Source organism: Phenylobacterium sp., from assembly GCF_025351295.1.
GTDB lineage: Bacteria > Pseudomonadota > Alphaproteobacteria > Caulobacterales > Caulobacteraceae > Phenylobacterium.
In genome coordinates this window covers 18679-34292 of sequence record NZ_JANXWD010000025.1, presented here as the reverse complement: position 1 = coordinate 34292, position 15614 = coordinate 18679, and the positions used below count along the sequence as shown (strand labels likewise).

At 69.6% G+C, this 15614-nt stretch carries 15 protein-coding genes; 12 read left to right on the top strand and 3 right to left on the bottom strand.

Annotated elements, in window-relative coordinates; translation table 11 throughout:
• Window positions 1–2: 2 nt before the first annotated feature.
• On the bottom strand, window positions 3–1832 hold the full coding sequence (locus Q0R13_RS04015; protein ID WP_293899832.1) for an LnmK family bifunctional acyltransferase/decarboxylase: 1830 nt from the start codon (window positions 1830–1832) through the stop codon (window positions 3–5).
• 167 nt (window positions 1833–1999) lie between these two features.
• Between Q0R13_RS04015 and Q0R13_RS04010 the strand changes: the two genes are divergently transcribed.
• Both Q0R13_RS04010 and Q0R13_RS04005 read left to right on the top strand, forming a co-directional pair.
• Window positions 2000–2746, top strand: a complete 747-nt coding sequence (locus Q0R13_RS04010; protein ID WP_293899829.1) for an ABC transporter ATP-binding protein — start codon at window positions 2000–2002, stop codon at window positions 2744–2746.
• Window positions 2743–4287: a hypothetical protein gene (locus tag Q0R13_RS04005; protein ID WP_293899826.1), complete on the top strand. Its 1545-nt coding sequence runs from the start codon at window positions 2743–2745 to the stop codon at window positions 4285–4287. Before Q0R13_RS04010 ends, Q0R13_RS04005 begins: the two co-directional genes overlap by 4 nt.
• Window positions 4288–4359: 72 nt before the next feature.
• On the opposite strand, the gene Q0R13_RS04000 is transcribed toward Q0R13_RS04005, so the two are convergent.
• On the bottom strand, window positions 4360–5154 hold the full coding sequence (locus tag Q0R13_RS04000; protein ID WP_293899823.1) for a TOBE domain-containing protein: 795 nt from the start codon (window positions 5152–5154) through the stop codon (window positions 4360–4362).
• Window positions 5155–5232: 78 nt separating this feature from the next.
• On the opposite strand from Q0R13_RS04000, the gene modA reads away from it, so the two are divergent.
• From modA to Q0R13_RS03950, 10 genes are all read left to right on the top strand, one after another.
• Complete coding sequence (gene modA, locus Q0R13_RS03995; RefSeq protein WP_293899820.1) at window positions 5233–5988, top strand: molybdate ABC transporter substrate-binding protein; 756 nt, start codon at window positions 5233–5235, stop codon at window positions 5986–5988.
• Between the two features lie 3 nt (window positions 5989–5991).
• The gene (modB, locus tag Q0R13_RS03990; RefSeq protein ID WP_293899817.1) at window positions 5992–6657 is read left to right on the top strand and encodes a molybdate ABC transporter permease subunit; all 666 of its coding nucleotides are present in this window, start codon (window positions 5992–5994) and stop codon (window positions 6655–6657) included.
• The gene (modC, locus tag Q0R13_RS03985; RefSeq protein ID WP_293899814.1) at window positions 6654–7457 is read left to right on the top strand and encodes a molybdenum ABC transporter ATP-binding protein; all 804 of its coding nucleotides are present in this window, start codon (window positions 6654–6656) and stop codon (window positions 7455–7457) included. Before modB ends, modC begins: the two co-directional genes overlap by 4 nt.
• 257 nt (window positions 7458–7714) lie before the next feature.
• A complete protein-coding gene (locus Q0R13_RS03980) occupies window positions 7715–8758 on the top strand; it encodes a rod shape-determining protein (RefSeq protein WP_293899811.1) in 1044 nt (347 codons plus the stop codon).
• Between the two features lie 166 nt (window positions 8759–8924).
• Entirely contained in the window at window positions 8925–10085 is a 1161-nt protein-coding gene (gene mreC / locus Q0R13_RS03975) for a rod shape-determining protein MreC (RefSeq protein ID WP_366852348.1), read from the top strand.
• Window positions 10082–10597 carry a hypothetical protein gene (locus Q0R13_RS03970; RefSeq protein WP_293899808.1) on the top strand — a complete coding sequence of 172 codons (516 nt, stop codon included), beginning with the start codon at window positions 10082–10084 and terminating at the stop codon, window positions 10595–10597. Before mreC ends, Q0R13_RS03970 begins: the two co-directional genes overlap by 4 nt.
• Before the next feature lie 90 nt (window positions 10598–10687).
• Window positions 10688–12658, top strand: coding sequence for a penicillin-binding protein 2 (mrdA, locus tag Q0R13_RS03965; RefSeq protein ID WP_293899805.1), 1971 nt, complete (start codon window positions 10688–10690; stop codon window positions 12656–12658).
• Window positions 12655–13809, top strand: coding sequence for a rod shape-determining protein RodA (gene rodA, locus Q0R13_RS03960; RefSeq protein WP_293899802.1), 1155 nt, complete (start codon window positions 12655–12657; stop codon window positions 13807–13809). Before mrdA ends, rodA begins: the two co-directional genes overlap by 4 nt.
• Window positions 13810–13957: 148 nt before the next feature.
• Window positions 13958–14191 (top strand): CopG family transcriptional regulator, encoded by a 234-nt coding sequence (locus tag Q0R13_RS03955; RefSeq protein ID WP_293899799.1) that lies wholly within the window; start codon window positions 13958–13960, stop codon window positions 14189–14191.
• A complete protein-coding gene (locus Q0R13_RS03950; protein WP_293899796.1) occupies window positions 14188–14619 on the top strand; it encodes a TA system VapC family ribonuclease toxin in 432 nt (143 codons plus the stop codon). Before Q0R13_RS03955 ends, Q0R13_RS03950 begins: the two co-directional genes overlap by 4 nt.
• Here Q0R13_RS03950 and pip read toward each other — a convergent pair.
• On the bottom strand, window positions 14616–15608 hold the full coding sequence (gene pip, locus Q0R13_RS03945; RefSeq protein ID WP_293899793.1) for a prolyl aminopeptidase: 993 nt from the start codon (window positions 15606–15608) through the stop codon (window positions 14616–14618). The two genes, Q0R13_RS03950 and pip, sit on opposite strands and share 4 nt — an antisense overlap.
• Between the last annotated feature and the right edge of the window lie 6 nt (window positions 15609–15614).

The following is a 15614-nucleotide window of genomic DNA, read 5'->3' as shown; positions in this document are numbered from 1 at the left end:
GTTCAGGTCGCCTCGGCCGCGAGCACGGCGGCCTTGCCCCGCTCGGCGGAACGCACGGGCCGCTTCACGGTAGCCACGAAGGCCATCACCTTGCCGTCGCTCTTGCGGCTGAGGGTGGCGTCGAATTCCAGGGCGTCGGCCGCCTCATGGGCGCGGTGAATGCGGAAGACCAGCGTCTCCTCCGGCCCGCTGTTGGCGTAGTAGTAGACGTCGCGGTAGGTGGTGCTGAAGTCCATGAACATCCGCCGCCCGAACCGCCGCGCGGCGCACAGGTCGACGATCGTCGGATAGGCCGCGAAATAGAGCAGGCCAACGCCGTTGATGTCGTGCGGCGACAGAATCTCATACTCGCATTCGAAGATCGCGGCCGGGAGGTCGCTGGCCCGCTGCGCGCGATACGCCTGGGCAAATTCCGGCAGCGCGTCGACCGCGGAGATCTCGCAGTTCTCCGGGATCACCGGCTGACCCTTCAGCAGCGAGGTGTTCGACCCGCTCTCTCCGAACTTGGAGAAGCTGGTCATGATCCGGGCCTGCGCCTTGCCGGTTGCGCCCTCGATCCGCGCCGTCGAAAAGAACATGCCCGCCCCGAAGCGGGTCATTTCCAGATCGATGGTCAGCCGGTCGTTTTCCTTGATGTCGGTGAGCGGCTGGTCGGCGGAAAAGCAGATACGGGTGAAGGTGGCGTAGAGGCGGGCGCCTTCTGAATCGGCGACGGCGGCCGATGGCGTGCGCAGCCCGCGGGTCAGGACGCTCCAGTGAATGTCGCCCATCTCCTTGAACGTCCAGGGCTCGGAGAGGCCGCTCAGCGCCATCTGCGGCATGTTCACATACTGAATGCGCCGCTCGGCGGCGGATCGGCTCACGTCGGCGGCCTCCAGGTCGATTTCGATCAGCAGCGCGGGCGCCTTGGCCCCCGACGACGACGACGCCCCGCCGCCGGCGGCGATTGAGACGAGATGGGCGGGCGTACGGACCGCGCCCCACACCCGGTCGCCGATCTGCCGGCCGATCAGGGTCTCCAGCGCGATCCGCAGGTTGATCAGGCCGAAGCTGTCGATGTCGAGGTCGGCGATCGGGCGGTCGAGGTCTGCCGCCGTGAAGCCGGCGATCTCGCGATGCAGCAGGTCCATCACCGCGCCTTCGGAGGCCACGGCGCCGGCGGCGGCGACCTCGGCGGGCTCCGCCGTGGGGACGAAGGGCGGCAGGTCGGGCCGCCCCAGCGCGCGCAGGAACAGGTTGGCGTTCTCGCGGCTCGGGGTGAGCGCGAATCCGGGCGCCTGCTTCAGCGCCGCTTCCAGCGCCGGCTTCTCGAGCAGCCACCATTGCGTCGCCGTGACGGCGTCGACGACCTCGGGCGGGAAACGGTAGCGCACCAGCTTGGCCGGCGCCCCGGTCATGATCGCGTAGGCCGGCACGTCGCTCATCACCACCGCGCCTGCGCCGATCACGGCTCCGCGGCCGATCCGGTGGCACCCTGGGGTGATGGTGCTGTTGTGACCCAGCCAGACGTCGTCCTCGACCACCGGCGCCTGGATTATGGCCTGGTCGCCCGGCACCATGCCGAAGCTTTTCAGGTAGAAGTAGGGATGGGTGGACAGCGAATCCATCGGATGGTTGCCGTCCAACAGCCGGGCGGTCCCGGCGATTGAGCAATACCGGCCGATCCTGGACCCCGGCGGGATGCGCCAGCGGTCGAAGGCTCCGAGGGTGTAGAGGCCGATATCGATGTCGTAGGTGCGCCTGAAATAGCGCCGCAGGACGCCACTCGTATATTCATCGCGGCCGATGACGCGGGTCATCACCTTGTCGATGATCGTCCGGATGATCGGCATGCCATCTCGAGTTCGTTGTCCCGGCGCGCTTGTAGACGCCGGTCGCTTGCGTGCGCAACATCATCGGCCGTCGGGATTGCCAAAGACTGAAGTCTGCTGAAGCGCTGGGCCGGCTGGTGTCCGTCGGGCGACAACGCCATATTCGGCCGCCCGCGGAGGTGGAGCCGTTGACCGACGCCTTGGCCTTGCAGGGCCTGACCAAGACCTTCGGCGCCAGGCGCGCCGTCGATGACCTGAGCCTCAACGTGCGCAGCGGCGAGCTCTATGCGCTGCTGGGGCCCAATGGTGCGGGCAAGACCACGACGCTGCGGATGGTGGCGGGGCTGCTGAAGCCGGACGGCGGGTCGATCTCGGTGTTCGGCGCCGACGCCCTGGCCGATCCGGCGGCGGCCAAGCGGCTGATCGCCTGGGCCCCGGACGAGCCGATGCTCTACGACCGGCTGACCCCGATGGAATATCTGGAATTCGTGGCCGGCCTGTGGGGCGTGGACGCGAAGACCGCCCGCGCCAAGGCCGAGGAACTGCTGCGCTGGCTGGGCCTGTGGGAGAACCGCGGCGAACGCTGCGAGGGGTTCTCGCGGGGCATGAAGCAGAAGACCGCGCTGGCCGGCGCCTTGATCCACGATCCCCGGCTGCTGATCCTGGACGAGCCGCTGACCGGCCTGGACGCCGGGGTGGCGCGGCAGGTGAAGGACCTGCTGCAGGAGCGGGTGAGGGATGGCGCGACGGTGATCCTGACCACCCACATCCTGGAGGTCGCCGAGCGGATGGCCGACCGCATCGGCATCATCCAGCACGGCCGGCTGGTGGCCGAGGGCACGCTGGACGATTTGCGCGCCCGCACCGGCGAGGCCGGCGCGACCCTGGAGGACGTGTTCCTGGAGCTGACCGCGCCGGAGGGCGAGGCGGCGTGATCGGCGCGCCCGGCTCGACGATCTGGCTGCTGGACCACGAACTGCGGCTGGCCTTTCGCCGGCTGCGGCCGAACCGCAGGCGCGGCCGCTGGGCGGGCGTCATCCTCTCGGTGATCGCGCCGGTCTTCCTGACTTTCGGCCTGGGCGTGCCGCTGGGCCTGTTCCTCCGCCGCGTGCCGGTGGTGGTGACGCCGGTGGTCGCCGCGGTCGCCGCGGTGGCCGCGGTGATGCTGTTCACCCTGATGCTGTCGCAGACTCTCTCGGCGGCGGTGGACGCGCTCTACCAGCGCGGCGACATGGACCTGCTGTTCTCCTCGCCGCTCCAGCCGCGCCGGGTGATGACCGTGCGGTTCCTGGGCGTGGCGGCGACGGTATTTTCGATCTTCGCCTACCTGGCCGCCGGGCCGCTGGTCGTGCTGGCGGTGATGGGCCATCCCCGCTGGCTGGCGTTGCTGGTGGTGCTGTTCGCCCTGGCGTTGGGGGCGGCGGGGGTGGGCCTGATGCTGGCCTCGGCGCTGTTCCGGTTGTTGGGGCCGCGGCGGACGCGCACCGTGGCCCAGGTGATGGCGGCCCTGATCGGCGCGGTCTTCTTCCTGACCGCCCAGCTGCGCAACATCCTGGGCGGCGGCGGGTCGCAGAGCCTGTGGTCCACGGTGGTCCGGCTGGCCCATGAGCCGCGGTTCCAGGTCCCTGGCCTGAGCTGGCCGATCCGCGCGGCCATGGGCGAGCCGTTACCGCTGCTGGCGATGATCGCGGCGGGCTGCGCGCTGTTCGGGGTCGCCAACGCCTGGCTGGGCCCGGGTTTCGCCGCCGACGCCGCGGCCGCGGCGGGGGCTGGCCGCCGCGGGCCCGCGCGCACCCGCGCCTCGGCCGGCCCGTTCGCTGCCGGCCCCTTCGCGGTGACCCTGCGCAAGGAGCTGCGGCTGCTGGCCCGCGATCCCGCGCTGATCGCCCAGGTGCTGCTGCGGGTGCTCTACATGATCCCGCTGGGGGTCGTGCTGCTGCGCCAGGCGGGGCAGGGCGACGCGGTACTGGTCCCGGGCAGCGCCGGGGCGCTCAGCCTGCTGGCGGGGCAGGTGGCCGGCAGCCTGGCCTGGATCACCGTCTCGGCCGAGGACGCGCCGGAGCTGCTGGCCTCCGCGCCGGCGCCGGCGGCCCTGGTGCGGCGGGGCAAGCTGGCGGCGGTGGGCCTGCCGCTGGCGATCCTGCTCGCGCCGTTCCTGCTGCCGCTGATCGTCCTCAACCCGCCGGCCGGGCTGGCGGCCACAACCGGCTGCGCGGCGTCGGTCAGCATGGCGGCGCTGCTGAACGTCTGGTGGCAGCGGCCCGGCAAGCGCTCTGATTTCCGCACCCGGCGGCGCGCGTCCTGGTTCGTGACCTGGGCCGAGTTCGCCCTGGGCCTGTTGATCGCCGGCGCCACGGTGCTGTTCGCCTTCGGCCAGCCGTGGGGCCTGATCCCCGCCGCCCTGGCCGGCCTCGGCGTGCTGGCGATGCGCCGCAGCGACGCCAGGATCGCCGAGGCGCTGGGCGGCGCGGGCTGATGCACCGCCGCGCGGGGCGGGCGCGCTCCTCTCCCCCGCGAAGCGAGAGGGAGAGGAGCGCTGGCAGGGTCCTCATTCGACGGCCAGAATCACGTGCGGGGCCTTGACCAGGGCGGTGACCGCGTCGCCGGGCGCCAGCTCCAGGGCCTGGGCGCTCTCCAGGGTGATCGTGGAGATCAGGGTCTTGCCGCCGCCGATCTCGAGGCTGATCTCGCTGGAGACCGCGCCGTCTTCCCGGTGGGCGACGATGCCGGCGATCTGATTGCGGGCCGAGGTGCGCAGGTTCTCGCCTTTCGCCAGGATCACGAAGCCGGCCTTGATCAGGGCGATGGCCGGCTTGCCGACCGTCAGATCCAGGTCCTCGATGCTGCGCCGGGTCAGGATAGCGGTGATCTCCACGCCGTCGGCGAGGGTCAGGGTGACCTCGCCGTTCACTGCGCCGGGGGTGACGTGGCTGACGACGCCACGCAGGGCGTTTCGGGCGCTGGTGCGCATGCCTAGGCTCCAGAACAGGTCGGTGGCGGGGGCGCCGTTCAGCTCGGCGTCCAGCTTGGCCAGCGCCGCGTCCAGCTCCTGCCGCACGCGGCGAAAGGCGGTGACCACGGCGCGGCCACGCGCGGTGACGACGGCCGCGCCGCCCGCCCGTCCGCCGGGCGCGGCCTCGATCAGGGGGGTGTCGAACAGGTTGTTGAGCGCCTGGACCACATCCCAGGCGCCCTTGTAGCTGAGGCCCAGCCGCTTGGCCGCGGCGCTGATCGAGCCCAGCTCGCCAACCGCCTCGACCATGGCCATGCGGGCCAGGGCGACGCGGGGCAGGGCGCCGCGCTGGAACGTGAGGGCGGCGGTGAGCGGGCTGGCGTCGTTCATGGTGGCCCCTTCACGGCGTTAGGCAGGCCCGTTACATAACGTGCGGCTTGCGCCCACGCCATCATACGGGAAGACCAGATGTTCGTTCGTCGTTCGTTGCTCGCCCTCGCGGCCGCCGCTGTGGCGAGCCTCGCCGCCGGCCAGGCGCTGGCCGCCGAGGTCAAGGTGGCCGTGGCCGCCAACTTCACCGAGCCGGCGAAGGAGATCGCCGCGCGGTTCAAGGCGAAGACCGGCCATGACGCCACCCTGAGCTTCGGGTCGTCTGGCCAGTTCTACACCCAGATCGCCAACGGGGCGCCGTTCGAGGTGTTCCTGTCCGCCGACCGCGAGCGGCCGGAGAAGGCCGAGGCCGAGGGGCTGGGCGTCGGCGGCAGCCGCTTCACCTATGCGGTCGGCCGGCTGGTGCTCTATTCCAAGACGCCGGGCCTGGTCGACGGCAAGGGCGCGGTGCTGAAGTCGGTCGGATTCCAGAAGCTGGCTATCGCCGACCCCAAGACCGCCCCCTATGGCGTGGCGGCCATCGAGACGATGAGGAAGCTGGGCGTCTATGAGACGCTGACGCCCAAGCTGGTGCAGGGAACCTCGATCGCCCAGGCCTATCAGTTCGTCGACACCGGCGCGGCCGAACTGGGCTTCGTGGGCCTGTCGCAAGTGATCGCGGCGAAGGGCGGCTCGCGCTGGGTGGTGCCCGCGGCCGACCACACCGCCATCGACCAGCAGGCGGTGCTGCTGAAGACCGGCGCGGCCAATCCCGCGGCCGTGGCCTTCATGGCCTTCCTGAAGGGCGGCGAGGCGCGGGCGATCATCAAGACATACGGCTACGAGGTCCCATAGCCGATGGCGGAGGTCCTCTGGCTGACGCTGCGGCTCGCCGGGGCGACGACGCTGATCCTTTTGCTGGTCGCCACGCCGCTGGCGTGGTGGCTGGCCCGCACCCGCGCCTGGTGGAGCGAGGTGGTGGCGGCCCTGGTGGCGCTGCCCATCGTCCTGCCGCCCACGGTGCTGGGCTTCTACCTGCTGATCGCGCTGGGGCCGCACAGCGTGCTGATGGCGCCGTTCCAGGCGATCGGCATCCGCACCCTGGCCTTCACCTTCACCGGCCTGGTGATCGGCTCGGTGATCTATTCCCTGCCGTTCGCGGTGCAGCCGCTGCGCAACGCCTTCCAGGCGATCGGCGAGCGGCCGCTGGAGGCTGCGGCGACGCTCAGGGCCACGCCGCTCGACGCCTTCCTAAGCGTCGCGGTCCCGCTGGCGCGGCCCGGATTCGTCGTCGCCGCGGTCCTGACCTTCGCCCACACCATCGGCGAGTTCGGCGTGGTGCTGATGATCGGCGGCGGTATCCCGGGCCAGACCGAGGTGCTGTCGATCGAAATCTACAAGCTGGTCGAGGGGCTGGAGTGGGGCCGGGCGCATCTGCTGGCCGGTGGCCTGCTGGCGTTCGCCTTCGCGGTGGTGCTGAGCCTGCTGCTGCTGGACCGCCGCACCGGGCGGCCGCGACCATGATCGAAGCGCGGTTCCGGGGGCGGCTGGGCGGCTTCACGCTGGATGTGGCCCTCGAGGTTCCGGCCTCGGGGGTGACGGTGGTGTTCGGGCCATCGGGGTCGGGCAAGACGACCCTGCTGCGCTGCCTGGCCGGGCTGGCGCGCATCGACGGCCGGCTGAGCGTGGGCGGGGAGGTCTGGCAGGACGGCCGCGCCTTCGTGGCCCCGCACCGCCGGGGCGTCGGCTACGTCTTCCAGGACGCCGCCCTGTTCGAACACTTAAGCGTGCGCGGCAACCTGATGTACGGCCGCCGCCGCGCGGGCCTGGGCGCCGACGCCGAGTTCGACCGGCTGGTGGCGCGACTGGGCCTGGACGGCCTGCTGGACCGCGGGCCGGGCAAGCTCTCGGGCGGCGAGCGCCAGCGGGTGGCGATCGGACGGGCGCTGCTGTCGAACCCGCGCCTGCTGCTGATGGACGAGCCGCTGGCCGGCCTGGACGCCGCGCGGCGGGCCGAGGTGGCGCCCTATCTGGAGGTCCTGCGGCGCGAGAAGGGCGTGCCGATCTTCTACGTCACCCACGACGTTACCGAGGCAGCGCGCCTTGGCGACCGCATGCTGCTGATGCGCGCGGGCCGGATCGCCGAGACCGTGGACCTCGCCGCCGCGCCCGATCCGGGCGAGCGGACCTGGCTCGCAGCGCGCCTGGAACAGGTGGGCGCGGACGAACTGGCGGCCGAGTTCGTGCTCTCGGGCGCCTCGCCGACGGTGGCGCGACTGGCGGTAGAGGCGCTCAGCGGGGGCTCAACCCCTGGGCGCAATTAGCCATATCGGCGCTCTCCGAGGCGACCGCCGACGAATCATCGCCCTACCGAGGCGATCCGTCGCAATGAAACTCGCGCGCGACGCGAAAGCGCATACGTCTCATTAAGCCTTGAAATGCCCTATTCATCAGGGCAGAGGGACGTGAAAGCCCGCCAGACAAAGCGTAGCGACTCGACACATCCTCATGTGTCAGCCGGTCCGCCTTTGGGACCCCTCTGCCGGTTCGTCACTTCCGCCCCCATCCCTCAGGGCTCTGCATGTTCTCCTCGCTCTTCGGCGCCATCTCGAACGACATCGCCATCGACCTCGGCACGGCCAACACCCTGATCTACATGAAGGGCAAGGGGATCGTGCTCAACGAACCCTCGGTGGTGGCGCTCCGCAACGTCGGTGGGCGCAAGGTGGTGCACGCCGTGGGCATCGAGGCCAAGCAGATGCTGGGCCGCACACCGGGCCACATGGAAGCCATCCGCCCCATGCGCGACGGGGTCATCGCCGACTTCGAAGTCGCCGAGGAGATGATCAAGTATTTCATCCGCAAGGTTCACAACCGCAAGGGCTTCGTGAACCCCAAGGTGATCGTCTGCGTGCCGTCGGGCGCCACCGCCGTGGAACGCCGCGCGATCAACGATTCGTGCCTCAACGCCGGCGGCCGCCGCGTGGGGCTGATCGACGAGCCGATGGCCGCCGCGATCGGGGCCGGCCTGCCGATCCACGAGCCGACCGGCTCGATGGTGGTCGACATCGGCGGCGGCACCACCGAGGTGGCCGTGCTGTCGCTCTCGGGCATCGTCTATTCGCGCTCGGTCCGGGTCGGCGGCGACAAGATGGACGAGGCGATCATCAGCTACATGCGCCGCAACCATAACCTGCTGATCGGCGAGACCACCGCCGAGCGCATCAAGAAAGAGATCGGCACCGCCCGCGCGCCGGCCGACGGCGAGGGCCTCTCCATCGAGGTCAAGGGCCGCGACCTGATGCAGGGCGTGCCGCGCGAAGTGCGGATTTCCGAGAAGCAGGCGTCCGACGCCCTGTCGGAACCGGTCGGCCAGATCGTCGACGCGGTGAAGATGGCGCTGGAGGCCACGCCGCCGGAATTGGCCTCCGACATCGCCGACAAGGGCATCATGCTGACCGGCGGCGGCGCTCTGCTGCGCGGCCTGGACGCCGAGATCCGCGATCACACCGGCCTGCCGGTGACCGTGGCCGACGATCCGCTCAGCTGCGTGGCCCTGGGCTGCGGCAAGGTGCTCGAACATCCCAAGTGGATGAAGGGCGTTCTGGAATCCACCCTGGCGTAGGATCAACGGGTCGCCTGGAGTCTCCAATGTCCCGCTCATCCCGGCGAAGGCCGGGAACCAGATGTCAAAATCGAGTGGTTGACCGGATCGGCTCCGGGGCGATACCGCCTGCCCCTGCGCTATTCCATCTGGGTCCCGGCCTTCGCCGCGATGAGCGGAGCTGACGATGTCCTTGAGGGACAATCCGCTTGGTGAACTGAGGGTCCCGCTGACCTGGACGGCGGGCATCGTCCTGATCGTAGTGCTGATCGCCTCGGTGGCGATCCTGCTGTCGGAGCGGCGTGGCGCCTTCGACACCGATGCCTATGGGCAGCCGAGGACCACGTCGGACCGGGTCCTGGCTCCGGTGGGCGACGTGCTGTCCGCGCCCGGACGCTGGACGGGGGCCGGGGTCGACGGGGTGCGCGGCTACTTCTTCGCGGTGTCGGAGAACCGCCGGCTCAAGGCCGAACTCAAGACCATGCAGCAGTGGCGCGACGTCGCGATCGCGCTGCGCGACACCAATGACCGCTACCGCGCCGTACTGGGGCTGAAGACCGACCCGCCGATCCTGATGGCTACGGCCCGCATCGTTACCGACAGCCGCGGTCCGTTCGCCAATTCCCGCCTGGCCAACGCCGGCAGCGAAGCCGGGATCAAGCCCGGCAATCCGGTGATGAGCGAGAACGGCCTGGTCGGCCGGGTGGTGGGCGTCACCAACGGCGTCAGCCGGGTGCTGTTGCTGACCGACGTGGCCTCGCGCACACCGGTGATGATCGACCGGACCAATGCGCGCGCCATCCTGACCGGCGACGGCGGGCCCAATCCGAAGCTGGAATATCTGCGCGGCCTGGAGCCGGTGAAGAGCGGCGACCAGGTGCTGACCTCCGGCGACGGCGGCGTCTTCCCACGCGGGCTGCCGGTAGGCGTGGCGGTGAAGGGCCTGGACGGGCGCTGGCGGGTGGTGCTGGCGTCGGACAAGGCGGCCGTGGACTACGTCCGCATCCTGCTGTTCCAGGACTTCACCCAGGTGGCCAATCGCGCCGCCCTGGACCGGGTGGGCGTTCCGCCGCCGACCCCGGGCGCCCTGACCCTGCCACCGCCCGAGGCTCCCGCCCCCCCAGCCGCCACGGCCAAGGCGCCGGTCGCGGCGGCGTCCATCCTGGGCGCCAAGCCTCCAGAAGCCCACGCGACGCCCGGGCCCACCTCGCCGGCGACGGCCCACGCGGCTTCCGCCCACGCGACTTCCGGCAAGCCGGCGACGTCAGCCGCGACCGCGGCTCACCCCGTCACGCCGCCCGCCAAGACCGCACCGAAACCGAAGCCAGCGCCCGGAGCGGCGCCATGAGCAACGCCGGCGCGCATCCGCTGACGCCCTGGGGCTGGCTGGGCGCGCCGATGCTGCAGGTGGTGGCCGCCAGCCTGGTCTTCGCGCTGCCGCTCCGGTTCTGGGGTTATGGCCTGCCCGAGCCGGTGTTCGCCGTGCCGGCGGTATTCGCCTGGGCAGTGATCCGGCCCTCGATGCTGGCGCCGGTGGCGGTGCTGCTGTTGGGCCTGTTCCTCGATTTCCTGTGGAACACGCCCGCCGGCTTCTGGGCGGTCTGCCTGCTGCTGCCCTACGGCGCCGTGCTGGCCGGCCGGGCCATGCTGGCAGGCCAGAGCCAGCTGATGATGTGGGTGTGGTATGGCGCCGCAACAGCCATGACGCTCGGCGCCGGCTACCTATTTACGATGCTGGACACGCAGAATGCCCCGGACCCGATCTCCGTCGGCTGGCAATTCCTCGCCACCGTCGTGCTCTATCCCTTCGCGGATCGGCTGATCGACCGTTTCGAAGACGCCGACGTGAGGTTCCGCTGATGGCCCCATCGGGCGCTCCATGACCCTACTTCGCCAAGGCTTCGCAGGGTTCGTCCCTATCCTTCTTAGCTCCGACAGGAGCGTAGGAGGATGACCCAGCCGTCGATCTTCTTCGAAGAGGTCAACGAGCGGCAGGGCGCCTTCCACCGGCGCGCCATCCTGCTGGGCGCCTTCGCGGGCCTGGGCCTGGGCGCGCTGGGCGGGCGGCTGGCCTATCTCCAGCTGTTCGAGACCCAACGCTACGAGAAGCTGGCCACCTCCAACCAGTTCAATTTCAAGCTGCTGCCGGCGCCGCGCGGGGTGATCACCGACCGCAATGGCGCAGTCCTGGCCGCCAACCGCCCGAACTTCCGGCTGATGGTGGCCCGCGACAAGGGCGTGGACCCCGAAGGCACGCTGAAGACCCTGGCCGAATATGTGCCGCTGGACGACATCCGCCAGCGCCGGCTTCTGCGCGAGATCAACGCCGCGCCCAAGCGCGCGCCGGTGCAGATCATCGAGGATATGAGCTGGGAGCAGTTCAGCGCGATCAACGTGCGCGCGCCCGAACTGCCCGGCGTCACCGCCGACATGGGCGAGGTCCGCGTCTATCCATACGGCGGCGCCTTCGCCCATGTGATCGGCTACGTGGCCAAGGTGAACAAGGAAGACGTCGAGAAGGCTGGGCCGAACCCTGACCCGATCATGCTCCATCCGAGCTTCCGGATGGGTAAGCAGGGCGTGGAGCGGGCCTTCGACCTGGACCTGCGCGGCAAGTCCGGCGCCCAGAAGGTCGAGGTCGACGCCAATGGCCGCCAGGTGCGCGAGGACCGCGAGGGCGACATCGCGGCCACGCCCGGCAAGGTCATCGAGCTGACCCTGGACGTCGACGTCCAGCTGCGCGCCGAGGAGGTGTTCGGGTCCGAGAGCGGCGCGGCGGTGGTGATGGACTGCCGCACCGGCGACATCCTGTGCATGTACTCAGGACCCAGCTTCGACGCGAACAAGTTCGTGCGCGGCCTGACGGGCGCCGAGTATCGGGCGCTGGCCACCTATGAGCGCAAGCCGCTGTTCAACAAGGCGCTGACCGCCACCTATCCGCCGGGGTCGACGTTCAAGCCTATCGTGGCCCTCGCCGCGCTGGAGAATGGCTACGATCCGGCCACGGTCCACGTCTGCGGCAAGTCATGGCCGTGGGGCGGTCGGGTCTGGCACTGCGACGAGGCCCACGGCGCGCTGGACCTGAAGGGCGCCATCGCCAAGTCCTGCGACATCTATTTCTATCAGTGCGCCCTCTCCGTCGGCCCCGACAGGATCGCCGAAACCGCGCGCAAGTTCGGCCTCGGCGAGATCTTCGACATCGGCATTCCGGGCCAGAAAGCCGGGCTCGTCCCCGACCGCGCCTACAAGAAGCGCCAGTTCCCCAAGGATCCGGTGTGGCACCCGGGCGAGACGCCCAGCATGGGCATCGGCCAGGGCTACACCCACCTCAACCCGTTGCAGCTCTGCGTCCAGGCCTCGCGCATCGCCAATGGCCAGAAGGCCCTGCACCCGCGTCTGGTGCGCTCGATTGGCGGGGTCGAGCAGAAGTCCGGCGCCGCCTGGGGCGACCTGCCGGTCGACAAGGGTCACCTGCAGTTCGTCCGCGATTCAATGGCCGCCGTCACCACGACCGGAACCGCCGCCAAGTTCGGCGACCTGGGCCTGGGGACCGTTCGCATGGCGGGCAAGACCGGTACGGCCCAGGCCTACACCTACGCCGGCGGCCACGGGGTCCACGGCAACCAGGGCGAATGGAAACTGCGGGACCACGCCTGGTTCATCGCCTTCGCGCCGATCGACGAGCCGCGTTACGCCATGAGCGTGCTGGTCGAGCATGGCGGCTTCGGGGCCCAGGCCGCGGCGCCCAAGGCCCGGGAGATCATGCGCACGGTCCTGCTCAAGGACGCCGAGATCATGGCCCGGGTGCAGAAACCGACGCCGATGCCCGACCTGCCGCCGGAGACCCGGTCCGACGACGACCTTCCGGACGCGCCCGACCCCGCACCGACCCCGCCGCCTGCCATCGGACGCCCCACATGACCGTCTCGGCCCTGACCCGTCCGGGCGAACGCGACCGGCTGATCGTCAAGCTGGCGGAGATCGACTGGGTCTTCGTGCTGGTCATGACCCTGATCGCCGGGGCCGGCGGGCTGATGCTGTTCTCGATCGCCGGCTCGTCGTGGATGCCCTGGGCCGCGCCGCATCTTATCCGCTATGGGCTCTGCCTGGGCCTGATGCTGATCCTGGCGCTGGTCGACATCCGCGTCTGGTTCGCGCTGGCCTATCCGCTCTACGGCATCGGCGTGCTGTTGCTGCTGGCGGTGGACGTGGTCGGCCAGACCCGGCTGGGCGCCCAGCGCTGGCTGGGGGTCGGCGCCTTCAGCTTCCAGCCGTCGGAGGTGATGAAGATCGGCATCGTGCTGGCGCTGGCGCGGCTCTACCACGGCGCCTCGGCGCAGCGCGCGCGGCTCTCGTGGTGGCTGCTGATCCCGGCGGGGATGATCGCGGTCCCGGTCCTGCTGGTGGCCAAGGAGCCGGACCTGGGCACCGCCATGCTGATCGCGCTGACCGGGGCGGTGATGGTGGTGCTGGCGGGCCTGTCGTGGCGGATCATCGCGGCCGGGGTGATCGGGGTGCTGGCCGTGGCGCCGCCGTTCTTCTTCTTCGTGATGCACGATTACCAGCGCGATCGGATCATGACCTTCCTGCATCCGGAGAACGACCCGTCCGGCTCGGGCTATCACATCCTGCAGTCGATGATCGCGCTGGGGTCCGGCGGACTGCTGGGCAAGGGCTATGGCCTGGGCTCGCAGAGCCAGCTCAACTTCCTGCCCGAGAAGCAGACCGACTTCATCTTCGCCACCCTGGCCGAGGAGTTCGGCTTCGTGGGCTGCGTCTCCCTGCTGATCCTCTACGGCGCGGCGATCTTCATGGCGTTGCGCGCGTCGTACCTCAGCCACAGTCATTTCGGCCGGCTGGCCGCCGCCGGCGTCACCGCCACCTTCGCCCTCTATGTGATGATCAACGGCGCCATGGTGATGGGCCTGGCCCCGGTGGTCGGCGTGCCGATGCCGATGCTCAGCTACGGCGGTACCGTGATGCTGACGGTGATGGTCGGCTTCGGCCTGGTCCAGTCCGTCCGCGTCCACCGCTACGCCGAGGTGACCAGCGGCAAGGGGACGTTCGTCTAGAGCGCGTCAGGGGAAAGTGGATCCCGGTTTCGCCGCCCGACGCGCTCTAATTCAAAGAGTTAGAGCCCTTTTTATCTGGTTCAAGTGACTCCACTTGAACCAGAACGGCTCTCGTTGTCCGCATCACGCATCTGATGCATGATGCGTGATGCGAACGACACTGGCGATAGACGACGACGTGCTTGAGGCCGCCAGGTTCATGGCTGAGGTCCAGAAGCGAACGCTGGGAGAGGTAATCTCCGATCTGGTCCGCCGCGCATTAGCGCCTCCCGTGCAGGCCGAACCTCAATACCGGAACGGCATCCTGTTGCTGCCCAGGGTCGAGGGTAGCCCACCGACCACGCTTGAGATGATCAAGCGGATCGATGAAGAGACGCCGTGACCTATCTGCTGGATGTCAGTGTGCTCATTGCCCTGCTTGATGCGGGACACATCCAACATATCAAGACCCAAGAGTGGTTCGGCAAGACGGGGCGGCACGACTTCGCCACCAGTCCAATCGTCGAAAACGGCGCGCTGCGGATTCTGGGCAATCCACGTTACCCCGGGTCGCCCGGTTCGCCAGCAGCTGTCGTTCCCTCGCTGGCGACCCTGAGGGCGTTGGGCGGACATAGCTTCTGGCCTGATGATCTAAGCCTGTTGGACAGCCAGCATGTTGACTGCGACAAGCTGCTGGCCGCGGGACAGGTCACGGACACCTACCTCCTGACCTTGGCGGTCTCGCGCGGGGGCCGCCTCGCCACACTTGACCGCAGGCTCGCGACCGACGCCGTCGCCGGCGGCCGCGCCGCCCTTGATATCGTTGGCTAAACCCTCAGCGCCTGGTCCGTCGCCCGCACCAGGGCGTCGACGATCCCTGGCTCAGTGGAGGCGTGGCCGGCGTCCCAGACGACCTCGAAGCGGACCTGAGGCCAGGCGGTCTTGAGGCGCCACGCGCTCTCCATCGGGGTGACAACGTCGAAGCGGCCCTGGACGATCCAGCCCGGAATCTTCGCCAGCTTGTCGGCATTCTGGACCAGCCAATCGGGGACCGGGAAGAAGCCGCCGTTGACGAAGAAGTGGCACTCTATGCGGGCGAAGGCGATGGCGAAGTCGATCTCGTTGAACTTCGAGGGCCGGGCTTCCGGGCCACGGATCGAGATCGTGTCGCCCTCCCACTGGCTCCAGGCGGCCGCGGCCTCGGCCTGGACGCGGCGGTCCGGGTGGGTCAGGCGCTTATGGTAGGCGGGCATCATGTCGCCGCGCTCAGCTTCCGGGATCGGCGCGCAGAACCGGGCCCAGGCGTCGGGGAACATCATCGAGGCGCCGTCCTGATAGAACCAGCGCAGCTCGCGCTCGGTCAGCAGGAAGATGCCGCGCAGCACTAGGCTCTCGACCCGTTCGGGATGCAGAATCGCGTAGGCCAGCGCCAGGGTGGAGCCCCAGGAGCCGCCGAACACGCACCACTTCTCGACGCCCAGGTGCTCGCGCAGGCGCTCGATGTCCTCGATCAGCGACCAGGTGGTGTTGTCTTCTAGGCTGGCGTTGGGGCGGCTCTTGCCGCAGCCGCGCTGGTCGAACAGCGCCATCCGCCACTTCGCCGGGTCGAAGAACCGTCGCATGGTGGGGTTGATCGCCCCGCCCGGGCCGCCGTGCAGGATCACGCACGGCTTGCCGTTCGGATTGCCGCACTCCTCGTAGAAGATCTCGTGCGGCCCGCCCGTCGCCAGCCAGCCGCTGGCGAACGGTTCGTTGTCGGCAAACAGCCCCCGGCGGTTCTGTCCGGAGGATACGGCAGGCGCGGGGGTGGTGCGTTCCATGGCGGC